Annotated in this window: 12 protein-coding genes; 7 read left to right on the top strand and 5 right to left on the bottom strand. The window is 73.5% G+C overall.

Annotated elements, in window-relative coordinates; all coding sequences use genetic code 11:
- The first annotated feature begins 214 nt into the window (after positions 1-214).
- From pnp to WMF44_RS24680, 4 genes are all read left to right on the top strand, one after another.
- The gene (gene pnp, locus WMF44_RS24695; protein WP_437292485.1) at positions 215-2,488 is read left to right on the top strand and encodes a polyribonucleotide nucleotidyltransferase; all 2,274 of its coding nucleotides are present in this window, start codon (positions 215-217) and stop codon (positions 2,486-2,488) included.
- A gap of 288 nt (positions 2,489-2,776) precedes the next feature.
- The gene (pyk, locus tag WMF44_RS24690) at positions 2,777-4,204 is read left to right on the top strand and encodes a pyruvate kinase (RefSeq protein ID WP_437292484.1); all 1,428 of its coding nucleotides are present in this window, start codon (positions 2,777-2,779) and stop codon (positions 4,202-4,204) included.
- Entirely contained in the window at positions 4,201-6,123 is a 1,923-nt protein-coding gene (locus tag WMF44_RS24685; protein ID WP_437292483.1) for a serine/threonine-protein kinase, read from the top strand. The genes pyk and WMF44_RS24685 overlap by 4 nt, the downstream gene beginning before the upstream one ends.
- 85 nt (positions 6,124-6,208) lie before the next feature.
- Entirely contained in the window at positions 6,209-7,270 is a 1,062-nt protein-coding gene (locus WMF44_RS24680; protein ID WP_437292482.1) for a hypothetical protein, read from the top strand.
- A gap of 18 nt (positions 7,271-7,288) precedes the next feature.
- Here WMF44_RS24680 and WMF44_RS24675 read toward each other — a convergent pair whose 3' ends face one another.
- Positions 7,289-8,047, bottom strand: a complete 759-nt coding sequence (locus WMF44_RS24675) for a class I SAM-dependent methyltransferase (RefSeq protein ID WP_437292481.1) — start codon at positions 8,045-8,047, stop codon at positions 7,289-7,291.
- Between the two features lie 96 nt (positions 8,048-8,143).
- On the opposite strand from WMF44_RS24675, the gene WMF44_RS24670 reads away from it, so the two are divergent.
- Entirely contained in the window at positions 8,144-8,641 is a 498-nt protein-coding gene (locus tag WMF44_RS24670; RefSeq protein ID WP_272093455.1) for a hypothetical protein, read from the top strand.
- Positions 8,642-8,705: 64 nt separating this feature from the next.
- Here the strand turns inward: WMF44_RS24670 and WMF44_RS24665 are convergent, their stop codons facing one another.
- Both WMF44_RS24665 and WMF44_RS24660 read right to left on the bottom strand, forming a co-directional pair.
- The gene (locus WMF44_RS24665; RefSeq protein WP_437292480.1) at positions 8,706-13,784 is read right to left on the bottom strand and encodes a translocation/assembly module TamB domain-containing protein; all 5,079 of its coding nucleotides are present in this window, start codon (positions 13,782-13,784) and stop codon (positions 8,706-8,708) included.
- A gap of 210 nt (positions 13,785-13,994) precedes the next feature.
- Positions 13,995-15,701: a protein kinase domain-containing protein gene (locus tag WMF44_RS24660; RefSeq protein ID WP_437292479.1), complete on the bottom strand. Its 1,707-nt coding sequence runs from the start codon at positions 15,699-15,701 to the stop codon at positions 13,995-13,997.
- A 329-nt stretch (positions 15,702-16,030) separates the two neighbouring features.
- Here WMF44_RS24660 and WMF44_RS24655 point away from each other — a divergent pair, with 329 nt between their 5' ends.
- Positions 16,031-17,554, top strand: coding sequence for a phytoene desaturase family protein (locus tag WMF44_RS24655; RefSeq protein WP_437292478.1), 1,524 nt, complete (start codon positions 16,031-16,033; stop codon positions 17,552-17,554).
- Between the two features lie 181 nt (positions 17,555-17,735).
- On the opposite strand, the gene WMF44_RS24650 is transcribed toward WMF44_RS24655, so the two are convergent.
- Positions 17,736-19,028 carry a hypothetical protein gene (locus WMF44_RS24650; protein ID WP_437292477.1) on the bottom strand — a complete coding sequence of 431 codons (1,293 nt, stop codon included), beginning with the start codon at positions 19,026-19,028 and terminating at the stop codon, positions 17,736-17,738.
- 449 nt (positions 19,029-19,477) lie between these two features.
- Entirely contained in the window at positions 19,478-20,071 is a 594-nt protein-coding gene (locus tag WMF44_RS24645; RefSeq protein ID WP_012237163.1) for a hypothetical protein, read from the bottom strand.
- A 525-nt stretch (positions 20,072-20,596) separates the two neighbouring features.
- Between WMF44_RS24645 and WMF44_RS24640 the strand changes: the two genes are divergently transcribed.
- Positions 20,597-21,109: a GNAT family N-acetyltransferase gene (locus WMF44_RS24640; protein ID WP_437292476.1), complete on the top strand. Its 513-nt coding sequence runs from the start codon at positions 20,597-20,599 to the stop codon at positions 21,107-21,109.
- Positions 21,110-21,171 lie beyond the last annotated feature (62 nt).

The following is a 21,171-nucleotide window of genomic DNA, read 5'->3' as shown; positions in this document are numbered from 1 at the left end:
GGACGCTCTAAGGAGGTCACTCATTGACCACGGACCGGCGGGGCGATCGGGCCTCGCCGTTCCCGAGCGCGGGCTCCGCGCGTCTTCGTCTTCGCTTCGTGCGCAGCAGGTCGGCTCCTGCGCAGGAACCGAGGAAGAAGAGCAGCCCCTCGCGCTCGGCGTAGCGCCGCACGCAGCGGCCCTCGCGATCGCGCGAGAGAGAGCTGAAATCCCAATGTTCGTTCGTGAATCCGTCATGGTGGGCGGCCGTGCCCTCACCCTCGAGACAGGCCGCCTGGCCAAGCAGGCCCACGGGGCCGTGCTCGTCACCTACGGCGATACGATGGTGCTCGTGACCGCCGTCTCGCAGGACGAGCGGCCGGGCCTCGACTTCTTCCCCCTCACCTGCGAGTTCGTCGAGAAGACGTACGCCGCCGGCAAGATCCCCGGCGGCTTCTTCAAACGTGAGGCGCGCCAGCGCGAGGAGGAGATCCTCTCGAGCCGCCTCATGGATCGCCCGCTCCGCCCCCTCTTCCCGGAGGGCTTCAAGCGGGACACGCAGATCATCGCGACCGTCCTCTCCAGCGACAAGCAGAACAAGGCGGACGTCCTCGCCCTCACGGGGGCGAGCGCCGCGCTGCACATCTCGGACATCCCCTGGCAGGGGCCTGTCGTGGGCGTGCGCGTGGGCCGGCTCGACGGCGAGTTCGTGGCGTACCCCACGGTCGCCGACATCGAGCGCTGCGACATCGACCTCGTCGTCGCCTGCTCGCGCGACGCGATCGTGATGGTCGAGGGCGGCGCCGCGGAGGCGACCGAGGCGGAGATCATCGACGCGCTGATGTTCGCGCACGAGACCGCGCAGCCGGTGATCGATCTGATCGAGAAGATGCGCGCCGCGGTGGGCAAGCCGAAGCGCGAGTTCGTCGCGCCGGCGCTGCCGGAGGAGATCAAGCGGCGCGTCGCCCAGATCGTCGACGAGGACCTGAAGGCCGCGACGAAGGTGACCGACAAGAAGGCGCGCTACGACGGCTACAGCTCGCTCAAGAAGAAGCTGACCGAGACGCTGAACGCCGAGCTCGGCGCCGAGAAGCTCCTGCCCCTCCAGGGGCTCGTGAAGGCGGAGTTCGAGGAGCGCAAGGCGCACGTCGTCCGCACCTACGTGACCGAGGAGGGCAGGCGCATCGACGGCCGCGACGGCAGGAGCATCCGGCCGATCATGTGCGAGGTCGGCCTGCTGCCGCGCGTGCACGGCAGCGCCCTGTTCCAGCGCGGCGAGACGCAGGCGATCGTCACGACGACGCTCGGCACCTCGACCGACGAGCAGAAGATCGACGGCCTGATGGGGGAGACGTGGAAGCGCTTCTACCTCCACTACAACTTCCCCCCCTTCTCGACGGGCGAGACGAAGCCGCTCCGCGGCCCCGGCCGGCGCGAGATCGGCCACGGCGCGCTCGCCGAGCGCGCGCTCTCCCGGATGATCCCCGCGCCGGATCAGTTCCCGTACACGATCCGCATCGTGTCGGAGACGCTCGAGTCGAACGGCTCGTCGTCGATGGCGGCCGTCTGCGGCGGGTGCCTCTCGCTCATGGACGCGGGCGTGCCGATCAAGTCGCCCGTCGCGGGCATCGCGATGGGCCTCATCATGGAGGGCCAGCGTTACGCGGTGCTCTCGGACATCCTCGGCGACGAGGATCACCTCGGCGATATGGACTTCAAGGTCTGCGGCACGGCGCGCGGCGTGACCGCGATCCAGATGGACATCAAGATCGCGGGCCTGAGCCGGCAGATCCTGGCGCAGGCGCTGGATCAGGCGCGCGAGGGGCGGCTCCACATCCTGGGCAAGATGCTCGAGACGCTGCCGACCACGCGGCCCGAGCTCAGCCAGTACGCGCCGCGGATCACCACGGTGCGCGTGAAGCCCGACCAGATCCGGCTGATCATCGGCCCCGGCGGCAAGACCATCAAGGGCATCGTCGACCAGACCGGGGTCGCGATCGACGTCGAGGACGACGGCACGGTGAACGTCGCGTCGGCCGACTCCGACGCGGTGAAGAGGGCGCTCGACATCATCAAGGGCCTGACGGCCGAGCCCGAGGTCGGCGCGACCTACAAGGGGACGGTCAAGCGCATCACCGACTTCGGCGCCTTCGTCGAGATCCTCCCGAACACCGACGGCCTGCTGCACATCTCGGAGATGGCCCACACGCGCGTCGAGCGCGTCGAGGACGTCGTCAAGGAGGGAGATTCGCTCGACGTGAAGGTGCTGAGCGTCGATCGCGAGGGGAAGATCCGGCTGAGCCGGCGCGAGCTGCTCCCGCTCCCGGAAGGCGAAGAGGGGGATCGGGCGCGCGAGCGCATGGCGCAGGCGCGCGACGCCGGCCCGCCGCCGCGGCGCGATGGACCGGGCGGGCGGGGCGGCGATCGCGGCGGCGATCGCGGATCGCGGCCCGGCCTGGAGCGCGATCGTGGCGGCCCGCCGCGTGAGCGCCGAGAGCGCCGCTCCTAGTAGATACAAGCCCCCAGGGCGGGACCTCATGCCGCGCTGCGGCGCGCGCCCGAGCCGTCCCGCCGCTCACTCGCCCTCCGAGAGATCTCCGATTCGCAGCGATCCGCGGCCGTGCGCGCGGATCGCCGCTGCGCACGGCCGGGCGCCGCGCTGCTGCGTTGACGCGCGCGTGCGCCGCGCCGCGCAGCGGCTCATCCCCCAGCTGCTTTGTTGGAATCCGGTGAAGTCCGCATGGCCCGTTCACAATCAGGGTAGTGTCGCGACCCCTGCTCGTGGCATGCTCCGCCCGTGCTCGTACGCAGAGCGAAAATCGTCTGTACCATTGGCCCTTCGTGTGACTCTCAAACGACGCTGGAGCAGCTCATCCGCGCCGGTATGGATGTCGCTCGACTCAACTTCTCTCACGGCTCGCATGAGGATCATGGCAAAGCAATCGCCACGGTCCGTGCGGCTGCGGAGGCATGCGGGAAGCCTGTGGCTATCCTGCAGGACCTCTGCGGCCCGAAGATCCGAGCCGGTCGCTTCCCCGGCAACACCTTCGAGGTGGCTGACGGGGCTACCGTTTGGCTGACCGAGGCGAACAGGGACAGCCCTGTCGCGACGCCCGGCGAGATCCCGATCCTCTACGAGGGGCTCGCGTCCGATCTGCAGCCGGGTGACGTCGTCCTGATGGACGACGGCCGCGTCGTCGTCACCGTGACCAAGGTCGAAGGAGACCGCGTCCAGGCCGGCGTGACGCAGGGCGGACGTCTGCGCGATCGCGTCGGCGTCCACCTGCCCGCCAGGCGTGTGCGCATCTCCGCGCTGACCGAGAAGGACAAGGCCGACCTCAGCTTCGGCCTCGCGCAGGGGGTCGACTATGTCGCCCTCTCGTTCGTCCGCAACGCGGACGAGGTCCGTCACGTCCGCGACATCTGCGAGGCCTGGGGTCGCCCGACGCCGATCGTCTCCAAGATCGAGACGCCAGGCGCCATCGACAACCTCGAGGCGATCATCCTCGCCTCGGACGGGGTGATGGTCGCGCGCGGCGATCTCGGCGTGGAGTTCAACCCGGAGCGGGTGCCGATCATCCAGCGCGAGATCCTCGGCCTCGCCCGCGTGCACCAGAAGCCGGTCATCGTCGCGACCGAGATGCTCCAGTCGATGGTGACCGCGACGCGCCCGACGCGCGCCGAGGCGAGCGACGTGGCGACGGCCGTCTTCGACGGCACCGACGCGGTCATGCTCTCGCAGGAGACCGCGACGGGCGCGCACCCGCCGCTCGTCGTGCGGATGATGGCCCGCATCGTGACGGAGGCCGAGCAGAGCTCGTTCTACCGTTATCTCTCGAGCGAGCAGCCCGGCCAGCGCGCCAACGTCCCCGAGGCGACCGCGCGCAACGCGTGCGACATCGCGCGGGACATCGGCGCGAAGCTGATCGTCGCGTTCACCGAGAGCGGCCTCACCGCGCGGTACGCGTCGAAGGCGCGCCCCGTCGTGCCGATCGTCGCGTTCTCGCCGAACGACACGACGCGCCGGCGCCTCGCGCTGCTGTGGGGCGTGGTGCCGCTCCCGATCGACGCGCTCATCAACTCGGACGAGATGATCGAGCGCGCCACCGGGTACCTGCTTGCGAACGGCCTCGTCTCGCCGGGCGACAAGCTCGTCACCATCTTCGGCGCTCCTGTCGGCGTCTCGGGGTCGACCAACACGATTCGGGTGAAGGTCGTTGAATGAGCCTGCCCGCCCGCGATAGGGGCTCGTCGGGCGAGCAGGAATCCCTCTCCAGAAACGCGGGCGCAGAAGTCCTCCCGAAGCTCGAGAAATACGAGCTGATCGAGGAGCTAGGCCACGGCGGGATGGCCACGGTCTACCGCGCCCGCGACCCGCGGCTCCGCCGCGAGGTCGCCGTCAAGATCATCCACAAGCACCTCCGGGAGAACGCGGAGGTCGGCACCCGCTTCGTCGCCGAGGCGCGCGCGGCGGCGAAGCTGCGCCACCCCGGCATCGTCGAGGTGTACGACGTCTCCAGCGAGCAGGACCGCGAGCGCTACCTCGTCGTCGAGCTGCTCCGCGGCGCCACGCTGCGCAAGATCCTGGGCGCCCACCGCGAGATGCCGGCCGAGATCGGCGCCGCGGTGGTGCTCGAGCTCTGCGACGCGCTGGAGCACGCGCACGCGTCGGGGATCATCCACCGCGACGTGAAGCCGGAGAACGTGCTCGTCGAGCTGCCCTCCGACCGCGACGGTGAAGGCCGCCGGGACGGCGCGAGCGTGGTGATCAAGCTCACCGACTTCGGCATCGCCAAGATCCTCGACGCTCAGGGCGTCACCTCGACGGGGCAGGTGCTCGGCTCTCCGGCGCACATGGCGCCGGAGCAGATCGAGGGCGGCGAGGTCGACGCGCGCACCGACGTGTTCGCGCTCGGGGTGCTCTTCTACGAGTGTCTCGTCGGGCACCTGCCGTTCGAGGGCAAGAACCCGGCGCAGGTGCTCCGCAAGGTGCTCGAGGGGATCTACCCGGAGGCCGAGCGCGAGCGAGCCACCGTGGGCGCGCGCTGGAGCCGGATCGTCGCGGGCGCCCTCGCGCACGACATCGCCGCGCGCCCGGCGAACCCCCGCGCGCTCGCGGATCAGATCAGGGCCGAGCTCACGGCGCTCGGGATCGCGGAGCCGCGCGCCGAGCTCGCCGCCTACTTCGCCGACCCGGCAGGCTACGCCGAGCGGCACGTCGCGGGGCTCGTCCCGCGCCTCGTGGCGCGCGCGGAGGCCGGCCGCAAGCGCGGCGACGTGCCCGGCGCGGCCGCCGACTACAACCGGGCGCTGGCCCTCGCGCCGAACGACCTCACCATCCTCAAGCGGCTCGCGAAGCTGAACGCGAGCCGCAACCGGCAGAAGCTCGCGCTGCGCGCGCTGCTCGTCGCGCTCGGGTCGGTGGCGCTCGGCCTCGCCGCGTTCACGATCGCCCGCGCGCTCCGCGACCCGCCGCCGGTGGACGTGGACGCGCTCGCGGCGGCCGAGCCGCCGCCGGCGCCCCCGACGCCGCCGACGCGCATCGACGCCCTCGTCCCGTCGCCGAACGTGCGCGCCGTCGCGCCGAGCGCCAGGGAGGTCGCGAGCGCGCCGCGGCCCCGCGCGCGGCCACCGTCGCCGCACATCTCGCCCTCGCCCGCGCCGACGGAGGACGTTCCGGCGGTGCGCGACGTCGTCTTCCAGATCGTCCCGAGCGGCGCCAGGCTGGTGCTCGATGGCGTCGAGATCAGCTGGTTCGGCGCGAACAAGGTCACGCCGCTCAAGATCGGCACACACACCGTTCACATCAGCGTGCCCAGCTCGCGGTGCTGCAAGCCGTACGCGGGTGTCATCTCGGTCGTGGCGCCGAAGCCCGGCGTCTCCGCGCCGCAGCGGATCATCCACAAGCTGGAGATCCTGCCCAGCACGGTCGTCCTGAGCGGCGCGCCGCCGAGCGCGCAGGTCGCGTGCCCGCAGATCGGCCTGATCGGCTACGCGGGCACCCCGCAGGCCGTGACCTTGAACGACGTGTCCTGGAGCGGGAGCTGCCTCTTCACGCCCGCGACGCCGGAGGCCGCGCCGCGCGTCGGCAACGTGACGCTGGTGGCCGGCGAGCCGAACACGGTTTCCTGGCCGTCCGGCTGACGGCATCGCCGTCATTGTGGCGTCCGCTCCGGAATTCTCAGCATCCCCGTCCAAACTCCGCTACATCACGGCGCACCCCTTCCGCATGGCTGCGCGAACTCCAGGCAGGAGATCTCCCGGCGCTCGCTTCCCATCGGTCGGGGGCTGCCGCGCCCTGCGCGCGCCGCGGCGCCTCGCGGCGGCGGCCGCCGCCGCCCTCGCGCTCTGCTTCGCGGCGCCGGCGCGCGCCGACGACGTGCAGCAGTTCGAGCTCGCCAAGACGCGCTTCGACGCCGGGCACTACGAGGAGGCCGTGAGCCGCTTCGCGGCGATGCTCGATCCCGCGAACGCGCTTTGCGAGCGCGGCCCGATCGAGGCGGAGGGCAAGCCGTGCAGGATCTCCGAGCCCGGCCTGGTCGAGCGGGCGCGCGGCCTCGCCGCCGCGGCGCTCGTGGCGCTGCGGCGCACGAGCGAGGCCGAGGCGTACATCGAGAAGATCCTCCTCGACAACCCGATGTACTCGCCGAACCCGGCGGTGTTCCAGCCCGAGGTCATCGATCGGTTCACCGCGGTCAGGGCGCGCATCCGGGCGCGCATCGAGGAGGTGACGCGGCAGAAGGCCGAGGCGCAGCGCGCGGCGCGGCTGCGGGTCGAGCGGAGCCGCGAGGACGAGCGCCGCTGGGTCGCCGAGCTCCATCACCTCGCCGGGCGCGAGCGCGTTGTGGCGCAGAACTCCCGCTGGACCGCGATGCTGCCCTTCGGGGTGGGGCAGTTCCAGAACGGCGACGATGGGCTCGGCTGGTTCTTCCTGGTGAGCCAGGCCGTCGCCGGCGGGACCTCGATCGTCTCGGCGATCGCGCTGGCCAGCTACGAGAACGTCGACGTCTCGCCGAGGTCCTCGGGGCAGGGCGGCGGCCCGGTGCAGCGCGTCGACATCGACGCGCTGAACAGCCGTATCGGGACCGCGGCCGCCGTCAACCGCGTGGCCTTCGGGGCGTTCGCGACGCTCGTCGCGGCCGGGATCGCCCACGCGCAGATCACGTTCGTCCCCGAGCGGGTCTCCTTCCGGACGCGCCCCGTGCCGCCGCCGCCGCCGAGCTTCACCGCCGCGCCGACGATCTCCGTCGTCCCCGGCGGCATGATCGCGGGGCTCACCGGACGGTTCTGACCGGGGGCGCCGCGCGGCTCACGCCTTCCGCGCGGCGGCGATCCAGAACCCGCCGAGCTGGGCGAGCGGCGTGTCGCACAGCGCCCACTCCGCCCTGTGCAGGAGGCGCCCGAGGCCCGGCACGCGCATCGCGGCCGCGAACGGCGTCACGATGCGCACCCCGCGCGAGGCGACGACGCGCACGCCGTCCGGCATCAGGGCGGCGGCGGCGCTCGGCGCGTCGAAGCGCGTGAAGACGGCGCTCTCCCGGGTCCTGTCGCTGATGGCGCCCGCCGGGCCGAGCCGCTTCACGAGCCCGCGCAGGCTGTAGGGGTTGTAGAACTCGGCGATCACGTGCCCGCCGGGCCGCACCACGCGCGCCATCTCCGACAGCGCGCGACGGATGTCCTCCACGTGGGCGAGCACCTTGAACGAGCACGCGACGTCGAAGCTCTCGTCGGCGAACGGCAGGTCGGTCGCGCTCCCCTCCACGACGTCGAGCCCGCGCTCCCGGGCGCGCTCGAGCATGCCGGGCGAGAGATCGACCCCGCGCGCGGCGCGCGCGAACGCGCCGATCCGCGCGAGCAGGAGCCCGGTCCCACACCCCACCTCGAGCACGTCGCGGCCCTCGCCGAAGCGGCGCACGAAGTCGACCTCGAGCGCGTCGACGAGGTCGTGGTAGCCCCCGGGATCGCGCCCTCCGCGCCGGGCCTCGTAGCGCGCCGAGAACTCGTCGTAGTACGCCCGCGTCGCGCGCAGGTGCTCGTCCGTGCCGACCTCTACCGTCTGGGCTCCCATGGGCCCGCTATAGTACTCCGCGCCGCGCGCTGCCCGCGCTCGTTGCGCTCCTTGCGATTCACCGCGCCGGGCCGCATCTCTCCTGCGAGGTGACCGATGAAACCCGGCGACCATCCCGATTTCTTCCGCTTCGCGCCGCCCCCAGGGACCTCCCGCGAGAGCTCGATCCGGCTCGATCGCGAGGGCCGCTTCTGGCACGACGGCGCCCGGGTCGACCATCCGGCGATCGAGCGCGGGCTCCGGTCCTGGATCGGGCGGCACCCGGACGACGGCCGGCCGATCCTCACGAACGGCTACGACTGGTGTTACTTCCAGGCCGACGACGCGCCGCTCTTCGTCGACGCGCTCCGGATCGGCGAGGGCGGCGCGGTCTCGCTGCTCCTGTTCGACGGCACGGAGGAGCCGCTCGATCCGGCGACGCTCTCCCTCGGCGAGGACGGCGTCGTGTACGCGCGCGCCCGGAGCGGCGCGCTCGAGGCGCGCTTCTCGCGCCACGCGCAGACGCAGCTCGCCCCGCTGCTCGTCGAGGCCGAGCCGCCGACGCTCCGCGTGGGCGGGCGCGAGGTCACGCTGCCCCCGCGGGCCGCGCGCTAGCCCCGCGCGCCGGAGATCCAGGGGGGGATCGCCGTCGCGCGGGGCCGAGGCGGCCGCGCTCGGCTCAGTACCGGTACTGCCAGAGCAGGTCGAGCATGCCCGAGGTCGCCTGGCGCGCGTCGACGCCCACCGTGCCGCGGAGCGTCCAGTGCTCGCTGAAGCGCCAGTCGATGGTGACCTCGGTCCGCGTGCCGCGCTCGCTCGCCGTCCCGCCGGGGGTCGGCCCGCTCGAGCCCGTCGCGGCGCTCTGCTGCGCGCCTTCCTGGAAGGTGGCCTGCGCCGTCAGGTTGTCGCTCAGCCGGTAGACCAGGCTCGTCCGCAGCGCGCCCTCCGAGGTCGTCCCGAACCGCGTCGTCAGCCCGCGCAGCGGCGCGATGCCGCTCAGCAGCGCGTTGAACTGCGCCGACGCGATCTCGCTGCCGACCGACGCCGCGACGCCGCCGGCCGCGAGGCCCGCGGGCGTCTGGGAGCCCGCGGCCTGCGCGCCCTCCGAGAAATCGGCGCCGAACAGGAGCCGCGCGAGGATGTCCTGCTGCGAGCTCGGCGGGCTCGAGGTGAAGCGCAGCGACCTGTCGGTGATGGGCCGGAGGTTGCCGTTGAAGGCGACGTGGATGCGCGTGCCGTCGGGGGCGTCCCAGTGCGCCGTGGCGTTCAGGTGCGGGTTCGACGCGTCCTCCTCGCGCAGGCGCACGCGCCCGCCCTCGATCTCGAACGCCTTGCCGTAGATCTCGAGCTCGCCCCGCGTGATCTCGATGCCGCCCGACACCCGCGTGTCCTCTCCGATCACGACGCGCGGCGGCGCGTCCTCGGCGCTCTGGAGGCGCAGCCGCAGCCCCGCGCCGCTGACGAACGCGTCGCGCACGTCGAACGTCGCGGAGTAGCGGAGCGCGTCCGCCGCGCGCCGCTGCTTCTCCGGCCCGAGCGGGTGCGAGACGGAGATGTCGGGGTTGTCGCCGAGCGGCTGGACGTCGCGGCTGCTCGTCGCCGGCAGCGAGACGCGGAGCGTGGGGACCGTCGCGTACAGGGCGAGCTCGCCCGGCTTCTTCTCCGCGATGAACGACAGCGCCCCGGAGGCGGTCCCGAGCGGCACCCCCTCGAGCGTGAGCGGGAGGGCCTGGTCCTCGGCGATCGTCAGCGCCCCGGCGCCGTCGCGCAGCGAAAGCCCGGCGAGCCGGAACAGGGCCCAGCCCTGCGCCATCCCGGTCGTGCCCGCCGCGCGGAAGCCCTCGAGCCGGACGACGCCGCCCTCGGCCGTGACGCGGGCGGCCACGTCGCGCAGCTCCTGCCCGAGCTCCGGGATGTGCACGACGCCGTCCCTGACCTCCAGCTGGGCGCGGAGGTTGCCGTCCGCGTCGGACGGGCCGCCGAGCTCGATGCGGAGGTCGCCGTCCAGCGTCCCATCGACCTTGCTCAGCAGGCCGCCGACAAGCGGCTGGAGCGCCGCGAGCCGGAAGCGCTCCGCGGAGATGGCGAGGTCCGTGCGCTCGCCGTCGAGGACCGGGATGAGCCCGCCGCGGAAGCGCACGCTGGCGAAGGCGTTCGCGCGGATCTTGCCGCCGCGCCGGCCCTCGAGGGCGAGCTCGGTGACGCGGAGGTGCCCGCGCCCGGCCTCGCGCATCGGGTCGATCCGCAGCGCGAGCACGCCGCGCTCGAAGGCGAGGTCGCTCCCGAGCGTGACGCCCGGCACCGTGAGGCGCGCCTTGAGCGACGGCGCGATGTTGAGGCCGCGCATCTCGATCTCGCCGCTCACGCGCCCGGCGATGCCGCTGTCGGCGAGCAGGGGGATCTCGCCGAGCGGGACCTCGCGCAGCGTCGCGCGGAAGGAGCCGGTCCACGCCGGGGGCGGAGGCGCGCCTTTGAGCGCGCGCGCCGGGACGTCCGCGAGCAGGCGCTCGAGCGGCGCGAGCACCTCGGCGCTCACGGTCGCGATCTCGGCCGCGCCGCGCGTGACGTGCGCGTCCAGCGTGGCCTTCTCGCTGTCGTACGTGAGCCAAGCGTCGAGATCGGTGGGGAACAGGAGATCCGTCGCGCTCGAGGCGCCCGGCGGCGCATAGGTCAAGCCCCACCAGAGGGTGCGCGCCGTCAGGAACGGACGCTCGATCGTGCCGTTTGCGTACGCGTCGATCCGCACCTCGCCGGCGAGCGGCGGGAGCGCCTCGCGCACGAACGAGGGCAGCGTGGCGAGCTGGTCCATCCCGCGCCGCGGGATGGAGGCGTGCGCGGCGATGGGCGAGCGCAGGAGCGACGACCAAAGGGCCGCGGGCGGCCCCGTGAGCGCCTCGAGATCGAGCTCGATCGCGCCGGAGACGTCGGCGAGCAGCCCGCCGTCGTACAGGGTCAGCGCGGCGTCCGCCTTGCCGGTCGCGCCGCTGAACGAGCCCTTGAGCTGCGCGTCGACGAAGCGCGACTCCCAGGCCGGGCGCTCGGCGCCCAGCCGATGAGGCCCGGCGACCGCGAGGCCGTGCGTCCGCACGAGCACGTCGTGCAGCGAAGGCAACGGATCGCCGGCCGCGCGCGACACCCCGAAGCTGGTCGTGAGCTTGCCGCGCACCTCGCTCACGATGTGCCCGATCGGCATGAGCTGCGCGAGGCAGCCGAGGTCCCAGTCGTCCGCGGCGACCTCGGCCTTCCCGACCAGGGTGGCCCAGGTCTCCGCGCGCAGGAGGGGCCCTTCCAGCGTGCCCTCGGCGCCGGACACACGCACGCTCGCGAGGGTGCCGGCGCACCGCGGCGGGGCGTCGTTCCAGGCGCCGTTCGGCGGCTGCCCGCCGTTCCCGTTCGGCTGCGGCGACTTCGCGTCGATGCGCACGGATCCGTCGGCCTTGACCTGGTCGCGCTCGAACGTCGCCGTGAGCTGCGCGGAGATGCCGGACAGGAACGCGATCTCGCCCCCCGTAAGGCCGAGCCGTACGTGGCCCGAGCGCCCGGTCTCGCGGTCCCGATCGAGCGCGACGTCGACCTCCGCGCGCCCGCGCACGCGGATCGGGATCCCGAAGATCCGGGCCAGGCGGCCGACGTCGATGCCGTCGCCCTGGAGGCGCCCGGTCACGTCATCGCCCCGCACCGCGAGCCGGCCCTTCAGCGAGCCGAGCTCGGCCGAGGAGAGATCGAGCCCCTCGACGGCGAGCCCGCCGGCCGAGGAGGTGATCGCCGTGATCTTCCCCGCGACCGCGGCGCCGTCGCGCTTCAGCTGGAGCTCGACGTCGCGGAGGGCGAGGGGCGTGGAGCTCAGCCGCGCGGAGGCGCTCAGGGCGTCGTCGCCGTCGGTGAGCGTCGCGCGGAGCCTCGGCGAGGCGAGCGGGCCGGAGATCTGCGCGGTGACCTCGTCGACGGTGTGGCCGCCGGCGAGCGCCTCCTTCCCGGAGAGCGAGGCGTCGATCGAGAGCGCGTCGATCGGCCCGGAGACCCGCCCCGCGACGCGCGCGCTGGCGAGCGCGACGTCCTGGCCGACCCGGAGCCCGGCGAACGCGCCTTCGACGCGCGCGTCGAGCGCTCCCCCGCGCAGGCTCCCCTCGACGCGCACGCGGCCGGCGCCGTCGACGGGCCCGGCGAGACGCGGCGCCGCGGCGATCGCCGGGATGTCGGCCGTCGCCGCGAAGCGGAGGCCCTGCCCGCCCGGCAGGAGGGAGACGGCGGCGTCGATCGGCGCGCCCGGCTCGTGGAGGTGCGCGCGCGCGTGGAGCTCGCCGCGGTCGAGCACGAGGTGGACGTCCGCCGCCGGCACGCGCTGCCCGAGCAGCGCGGTGGGCTCGGTCCGCGCCTCGACGGAGAGCCGGAGCAGGTCGCCGAGCTCGACGCGCACCCGGCCGTCCGCGGTGATCAAGGGCGCCGGATCGGAGCCGCGCTCCGGCGCGGGCTTCGCCGCGGCAGCGCGGAGCCGGGCGGGCGCAACGCGGGGCAGGGAGGGCGCGGCGTGGGTCGGGGTGGGTACGGCGCGGGGCCGGGCGGGCGCGGCCGGTGCGGGCGCCGCGCCGGCCGGTGCGGGCGCCGCGCCGCTCGCCGCATCGGGCGAGAGGCGCACGCCGAAGAGCCGCAGATCGACGTCGCGCGCTTCGACCTCCGCGTCGAGCCGCACGGGCCCCGCCACGTCGAGCCGCCCGGTGAGGGCGAGGCCGCCGCCCGCGGGGCCGGCAGGATCCGCCGAGGCCGACGCCACCACGTCGAGCCGAGGGAGGTGGCCGTTCACGGCCACGCGCGCGGAGATGGGCTCGGTGAGGGGGTGATCCGGGAGGAGGCTCCGCAGCTGCTCCGGCGTGGCGCGCGGGACGCTCGCCTGCGCCTCGAGGTGCTCCCCGTCGAGCACGGCCCGCGCGGTGACCTCGACGTCGGCGAGCCGACCGGCGAAGCTGCTCCACATCCGGACCTCGGCCCCGGCGCGGAGGTGGTAGTTCGCCGTGCCCGCCGTCCTGGCCGGCAGGAACGCGCGATCCACGAGGCCCGTCTGATCGACGTCGACCGCGACGCCCTCCGGGCCGACGTGCACCGACCCGAAGAGCCGGCTGACATCGGCGTCCAGGGCGCGCGGCGGAGCGACCTGCCCGTGGACCCACCCGCGCCCGATCTCGACGTGCGAGAGGGCGACGACGACGTCGCGCGGAGGCCCCTCGGGCCTGGACGAGGGCGGGCTTCGCGGCGGCAGCGGCGTGAACGTGTCGCCGAGGGTGACGCCCCCCGCGCCGTTGTCCTGGACCAGCACGTCGGCCTGCTCGACCCGGATGTACGGGACCTCGATGCGGAGCGCGCCCGCGCCGAAGAGCGCGCCGCGGAGCATCGCGAGCACGTCGGCGCGCGCCTCGAGGCCGCTCGCGCGGATCACCTTGTTCCCGCGTGGATCGAGCGCGACCGCGGATCGGATCCGCACGCCGCCCAGGCCGAGCGCGTCGATCTCGTCAGCGACGATCCGCCCCTGGAACAGCGAGCCGAGGAGCCGGTTCGTGGCGTCGCGGGCCACGCGGCGCGCGGCGGGCGTGTCGAGGTGGAGCGCGACGCCCACGGCCGCGGCGCCCGCGAACGTCAGCGTGAGCCCGAGCGCCGCCGCGACGGCGGACGCGGCGCGGCGCGCGCGTCCCGGCGCGCGCGGCGGGCGCGGTGGGCGCGTCGGCGAGGAGCGCCGCGCCTCGTCGGGTGCGGGGTCGGGCGTCACGGCGGGTAGCTTAGTACGCACGGGGCGCGGCGACCGTGCTGGCGCGCGGCGCGACGGCTGGCGGCGGAGGAACGCCGCGCCGCCGGGTCGAGCTCCGCGGGGGCGCGTCCGAGCCGGATCCACGCGCGCCGCAGGGAAGTCCTCGCCGGAGCGCCGCGACCTGCGACACGCCGCCACGATGTGCGCCCGGGGCGCGCCGGAGCGGAGCGGTCAGCCGGCGAGCCGCTCGAGCTCCACGAAGAGCGTGCCGAGCTCCGGCTTCGATCGGAGCGGCGCGCAGAAGCGGCTGGCCAGGTGGAGCAGCTCGGCGTCGAGCTGATCGACCCTCCGCCCGATCTCGGCGATGCGCTCCTGGGACTCCCGGCGCCGCGCCTCGAGCTGCCGGTCGAGCTCTTCGAGGCGCTCGCGCAGCTTCTTGATCTGCGCGTCCACCTCGGCCACCTCGTGCTCGCGGGCGATCGCCTCGCTCTCCGCCTCGTAGTCCGCCTTGCGCGACGCGTACCAGCCCTCGACGAGCTCGGCGAGCTTGCGGTAGCTGGCGGCGAGCTCGAGGTAGGGCTCGGCGAACCCGCACCGGCCCTCCCAGCGCACGGCCTCCTTGTGCGCGATCAGCACCTCGGGGACGAACGCCTGCGTCGCCGCGCTGAGCGGCGCCACCCTGGCGCGGAACGACCGCGCCTCCTCGCGCGTGAGCGAGGCGTCGACCGTGAGCGCGTCCATCGCCCGCCCGATCTGCATCCGGCCGTCGCGCCACTCCTCGGCGACGCCCTCGAGGCGCCGCTGCTCGTCGAGGGCCCTCGAGCGGAGGTCGGCGTGCTCCCGCACGACGCCGCGCAGCGCCTCGAGCTGCCGCTGGATCTCCCCCGGCGCCGACGCGCCGAACGCGCGGGCCGTCATCCGCTCGAACAGCTCGAGCCGGCTGACCCAGGGATCGCGCCCGGCGCCCCTCGAGCGCACCGCCGAGTCGCGCGGCATCGCCTCCGGCGGCGGGGGGAGCGCGATCCGGCCCGCGGCCGCGATCTCCTCGAGCTCCGCGAGCACGCGGTACGCGTCGACGGGGCGCTCGGAGGGCTCCTTCGCCATCAGGGCGCTGACGAGGCGGTCGAGCGCGTCCGGCATCTCCGGAGCCAGCTCCTTGAGGTGCGGCGGCTGCTCGTTCATGTGCTTCAGGATCCAGCTCGCCGGATCCGGGGCGTCGAACGGCAGCCGCTGCGTGATCATCTCGAACATGATGACCCCGAGCGAGTAGAGGTCCGCCGGGGGGCCAGCGTCGATCGTCGTGCTGCGCTCTGGCGCCATGTACTGCGGTGTGCCGAAGATCTCGCCGAGGTTCGTGAGGCGCGCGTCCTGCGCGCAGCGGGCGATGCCGAAGTCGAGGAGCTTCACCCAGTCGCCCTTCATCAGGAACACGTTCTCCGGCTTGAGATCGCGGTGCACGACGTCGAAGTCGTGCGCTCGGCCGAGGGCGCGCGCCATCTGCACCCAGATGGGCAGGGCCCGCGCGAGCGGCACCCGGCTGCGCTCCACGACGTCGGCGAGGCTCGTCCCCTGGAGCAGCTCCATCACCAGGAAGGGCAGCCCGTCGTCGGTGTCGCCCTGATCGAAGATCTCGATGATGTTCGGGTGCGCGAGGCGCTGCGCGTGCCGCGCCTCGCGCCGGAAGCGCTCCCGCGTCGTCGTGTCCTGCGCGAACTCGCGGTTCAGGATCTTGATGGCGCACGGGGTGCCGATCAGCTTGTTGTATGCCCTGTAGACCGTGGCCATCCCGCCGATCCCGAGGCCCTGCTCGATGACGTACCGGCCAGCGATCGACGTCCCGATGCGGGGATCCTTCTCGGAGACGAGCGACGAGCCGTCGATGAAGCAGAAGGCGCTGTCGGCCGGGTAACGCTGATGGCACTGCGGGCAGGTCTTCATAGCGGGCACGTCGGCTGCAAGGCTACACTCTACGGGGGGCCGCTCTCGAGGGTCAACGCTCGGCGCGCGCCTCGGCGCTTTGTCGATCGTGGTGTGCTGCGCCGCCTTGCCCTGCGTGATTCCGCGTAGCCCGGTGTCTCCTCGCGCGGCCCCGCGTCCTCCCACGTGGCTCACGCGCCTCCTCGCATCCCGCGGCCTCCCCTCGCGTGGCCTCGCGCCTGCCAGCGTCTCCTGGCGCCTGCCAGCGTGATTCCAGCGCGGTTTCCGCGTGATTGCCGGTGGCGCGGCGCGCGCCGCGCGGGCTCTCCGCGATATGTTCTCGTGACGTCATGGACGAGGCTCCCTTGCGCGCGGTGGTGATCGGCTCTGGCGTCGGCGGCGCTGCCGCGGCGCTCCTCCTTGCGCACGCCGGCATCCCGACCCTGCTCGTCGAGAAGGAGCGCCGGCTGGGCGGATCCTCTGCCGCTTACGAGAGGGACGGCTTCCGTATCGACACAGCCACGCACATGCTCGGCTGCGGCGAGCAAGGCCCGCTCGGCGACGTGCTCCGCCGCGTGGGCCAGGGCGACGCGGTCACCTTCCAGCAGAGCGACGAGCCGGCGGCGCTCTGCTTCACGGGCGCCCGCGCCGGGACCGCGCGCGCTCGCCGCGTCGTCCTGCGGGCAGATCTCCTCCGGCTCGCCGGGACCGCCCTGGATCTCGCGCGCGGCCTCGACCTCACCCCGCTGGAGGCAGCGGGCGCCGCGCGTCTCTTCGCGCACGCGGCGGCGATGCGCGACGTCGATCTGGCCGCGTGCGACGACGTGACGGCCGAGGCGTACGTGGCCCGCTTCATCCCGCGCGCCGCGGCCGCCGCTCGGCTCGGCGGGCTGCTTGGCCTGCCGCTGCTGCTGCCAGGAGCCGAGGCGTCCGCGGGCGAGGCGCTGTTCTCCTTGCGCCGGCTCGCCCGCGCCGGCCGGCAGCGTTATCCCGAGGGAGGTGCCTCGCGGATCCCCGAGGTCTTCTGCCGCCTGGCCCGGGAGCTCGGCGCTGCCGTGTGGACGGGCGCGACCGTGCGCCGCGTGCTGGTGCGCGATCGTCGCGTGCAGGGCGTCGAGCTCGAGGACGGAACGGCGCTCCCCGCGCGCATCGTTGTGAGCGCGGCCGGGCTCCTGCGCACCGTGTCGGGTCTCGTTGGCGAGCCGCACTTCCCCGACGCCTACGTGGCGCGCGTCCGTGCGATCGCGCCTCGGCCGAGGCTGGTCGAGGTCAAGATCGGGCTGCGCAGGCGGCTCGCCCCGGCGGGCGCGCTCGCCGGTCTCGCCGGCGGCGCCGGCGCGCCAGCGTTTCCGTTCTACTGCCTCGCGCCGACGCGCTTCGACCCGTCGCTTGCGCCGCCTGGGCATGAGCTCCTCTGCGCGTGCGCCGTACCGGGGGGGAGCGGCGGCGCCTCGCGCGGCGGACCCGGCGCGACGGTCGACGATCTCTTGCGCGCGCTGTCGGCGGCGGTGCCCGGCGTGCTCTCCCAGGCGATCTTCGTCGACGGATCATCCCCGGACGGAGGCGGAGATGCGTGCGCTCCGGGCGGCGAGCTCGCGTCGGGGACGGCGCAGACGCCTGGCCAGGTCGGCCGCGCGCGGCCGGCGGTGTACACGCCCGTGAGGGGGCTGTACCTCGCGGGGCGCGCGGCCGGCGGGCGCGGCGCGGGGATGGATCTCGCCGCCTCGAGCGCGATGGAGTGCGTCGACCGCATCCTCGTCGATCTCGGCCGCGATCTCGGCGCGCCCGCCCCGCCCGCGCTGCTCGACATCGCGAGCGATCTGCTCGGGCGCGCCGCGGGCTCCGCCGCATCGTGGCTCACCCGCCCCCGCTAGAGCGAGCGGCGGTCACCCGCTTCGGATACGGGCCCATCTCGGCGTTTTCGGTGCTCAGCGCACAGGAGTGCGCTTCCGCGCCGAAAACGCCGATCTGGGCCCGTCTCCTGTGCGGGTGACCGCCGCTCTGCTGTCGCTCTGCTTGGTGAAGAGGGGGGCGGAAGACGCGCTGGGCCGCGGTTCAGCGCGTGGTCGTGGTGCCGCGGTTGCTCCGCGCGAGCGCGTCGAGCGGCAGCTTCTGATCCTCGAACACGGCATCTAGCTCCTCGCTGCCCCGCTCTCGCACGCCGGAGCGCGGCGACAGCTCGGGGCGCACCGAGGACGCCGGGGCCATCCGCGCCGACAGGGGGCCCATCGTCTTGATCGACGGCGGGGGCTCGGCGCTCGAGGGCGTGCCGGGCGGGACGGAGCGCACCGAGGGGGGCGAGCTCGCCATCGTGCGCAAGGACGGCGGGCTCGGCAGGCTGCGCCTGGAGGACGGCGGCCCTGCCGGCGCGCTCGACGGCGTCGGCGTGGGTCGACGCGCCGCAGGGCCCCCTGGCAGAGGGCGCGACGAGGGGACCGGCGGCACGCTCGGCTGCGCGCGCGTCGACGGAGGTGGACCCGACAGGAGCTGCGAGCGCATCGACGGAGGCGGGCTCGACAGGGGCTCGGGGCGCGACGACGGAGGCAGGCTCGACAGGCGGCCGCCCCCGGCGCCCTCCGCATACGCATAGGCGGGGCTCGAGAGCGGGCGGGCGGAGGGCGGCGGTGCCGATGGCGACCCGCCCGGCGCGAACGCGCTCGGCTGCGTGCGCGCCAGCGGCGGCGCGGAGGGCACCGACGGCGGGGAGCGGAACGAAGGCGGCGCGCTCGACGGGGGCACCGGCGTGAGCGCGTGGCTCGCGAGGGGCCCCCGGGCCGACAGCGGAGCGGCGGAGCGCGCCGATGGCGGCGGCAGCGTGCTCTGGCTCGTCGACCTGTCGCGGACCTGCGGCGCGAGGCGAGAATCCGCGCTCGCGCCCGCCCGCTGCGGTGCGCGGGAGTCCGCGCCCGAGGCCGCCTTGTGGCCGAAGGTCTCGCTGCGCTGCGCCCCGATCATCGTGTAGCGCCCGCCTCCCTCGTCGCGCCGACCCGCGTCGCGCTGCGCGTTCATCTCGCGCGTCTCGCGCAGCGCGCCGTGCAGCATCGCCTCGAGCTCTCGCTCGCTGACCTCCTCATCGAGCCGCAGCAGCGTCGAGTGGACGTCCCGGGCGAGCGCCTCGAAATCGGCAGGATCCCTCGCGTAGATGCTGTTGGACAGGAGGATCGCGAGCGGCCGCCGCTCGGCGGCGATCGTCGCGGCGGTGGCCGCGTCGCAGCGGTGCAGGAGCACCCCGCAGCCCGGCGCCACCGCGAGGCACAGGCTGAAGAGCGCCGGCCACGCGGGATCAAGGACCACAAGAATGCTGGGCACATGAAGCGGGGTTGCGGTGATCTGCGCGCGGCGGTCCATGGCAGCCCGAGGATAAACGAAACTGCCCGAGCGATCGTAGTTCTCTTTCTCTGAATCGGTCATTTTTACTCTGCTTGTACGTTCCGCGTACGTTCCGCGTACGTTCTGCGATGAGGCCAGTGGCGTCGATCTCCTACAGCTCGATTGCGTGTGCGCCATTCATTGCGGCGTCGCGTCATCACGTCGTCGCGTCGTCGCGTCGTCGCGTCGTCGCGTCGTCGCGTCGTCGCGTCGTCGTCGTGACATCGACCTTTCGGCTCCCGCGTCCACCCGGTGCGCGTCCTGCTCCGGGCGGGGCGCGCGCGCCGCGCTCCCCCGCCCGGTCGAGCGGCGGAGGGCGCGCGGCGCGGCAACGCCGGTATCGCGGTGGGCGTCGTGGGCTCGGTGGACGCCGGGAGACGACGTGGTGTGATGTCTGCGCGGCGCCGCCCCGCCCGGCGGCGCCGCGATCACAGCCCGGTATAGATGGTGGCGAAGGAGGCCGCCTCGCCGCGGAGGAGCAGGCTGAGCCGCGGGTTCGGCACCTTGAAGGTGTGAATCTTGGCGTTCCGCACGTCGAGCACCGCGAAGGCGCCGCCCGGCGTGCTCTCCGCGAGCCCGTTCATGAGCAGGTTCAGCACGACCGAGACGCGCTTGGACGACAGGGGCTCCCCGCGGAAATACATCTTGATGACATGCGGCGTCCCATCGATGACGAGCCCGAGCTCCGGGTTGACGTTGATCTCGAGATCGCCGAGGCGGTACGTCGACGCCGGCGGCTCGAACCACGTCATCCTCGTCGAGGCGAGGAACTTGCGATATCCGTTCACCACCGACGGGTAGATGCGGCGGCGCCGCTCGTCGTGCTGCGCGGCGAGGAAGCCGTCGAGCACGCTGGTGGGCTTTCCGCTCCTGTGCATGTCGACGATCGCCTCTCGCACCTGCCTGTAAAAGTCCGTGTGGAGCTCGTCCTTCCGCTCCTTGAACTCCCTGACGCCCGTCAGCTTGGGCGTCCCGGCCTTGAGAACGAAGTCGACAAAGTACGTGAGCGAGATCTTTTCCATGAAGTCTCCTCCAAAACGAAGCATTCGGGCGCGCCATTTACACGCTCGTGCGAGAGACACGCCGTCGCGCCGCGTTCTTGATGTCTACCATGGATAGTCATCTTCGACCCGTCGGGAAAGGGATCGATCGGACGGACATTGTCCCAACCCGTCAGGGGCGGACGGCGGTGCCTGTGACCGTGATAATCATTGTAATTTCGTATGTTTACGTGTGTCGCCGGGCGCCGGTTCACCCTGCGGCGCGGCGTTCCGCTAGGCTGTGCGAATGGCCATGACGAGACGCGGCGCGCGCGGCGAAGGTAATCGACAGAATCCAGCTGTCGTCCAGGGGATGTCCTGTGGAGAACGCCTGTGGAGAACTGGAGAGCAAGGGGCGTTATCGAGGTGTCGACCCGGTGGGACATGGTCTGTCATAACCGCGCCCTCCCTGGCGCTTGACGCGGCTCGCGGGCGGGGGATCGCGCCGGACGCTGCCCCTCGCGCAGGCCGATCAGCGGAGCGGCGCCGGCCCGGCGGGGTGCGTCGATGATGCACGTCAGGCCGGAGCGCGCGGGCGATGAAGCGGGGATCCGCGCCGTTCACCTCGCCGCGTTTCCCTCGACGCTCGAGGCGGATCTCGTGGACAGGCTGCGGGACGCGGGGCGCGCGGCCGTCTCGCTGGTCGCGGAGACGGACACCGGCATCGTCGGACATGTCCTGTTCAGCCCCGTGACGATCGCCGGCGACGGCGTCCCCGGCAAAGGCGTCGGCCTCGCGCCGCTCGCGGTCTCGCCTGCGCTCGCGGGCCGCGGCATCGGCTCCGCGCTGGCGCGGCGGGGGATCGCGGCGTGCAGGGACGCCGGCTTCGCGTTCGCCGTCGTCCTCGGAGCGCCCGAGTACTACGCTCGGTTCGGGTTCGAGAAGGCCAGCCTGTACGGCCTCGGCAACGAGTACGCGGCGGACGAGGCGTTCATGGCGATCGAGCTCGCGCAGGGCGCGCTGGAGCGCGCCCGAGGCGTGGTCATCTACAGCCCCGAGTTCGGCGTCTTCACGACCTGAGCCCGAGTCCGGTCTTCACGGCCTGAGCTCGCGTCCTCTCCGCCGGATCGCCCGCCGCCGTC

Source organism: Sorangium sp. So ce426, from assembly GCF_051475585.1.
GTDB lineage: Bacteria > Myxococcota_A > Polyangia > Polyangiales > Polyangiaceae > Sorangium > Sorangium cellulosum_B.
This window is presented reverse-complemented; position numbering and strand designations above follow the sequence as displayed.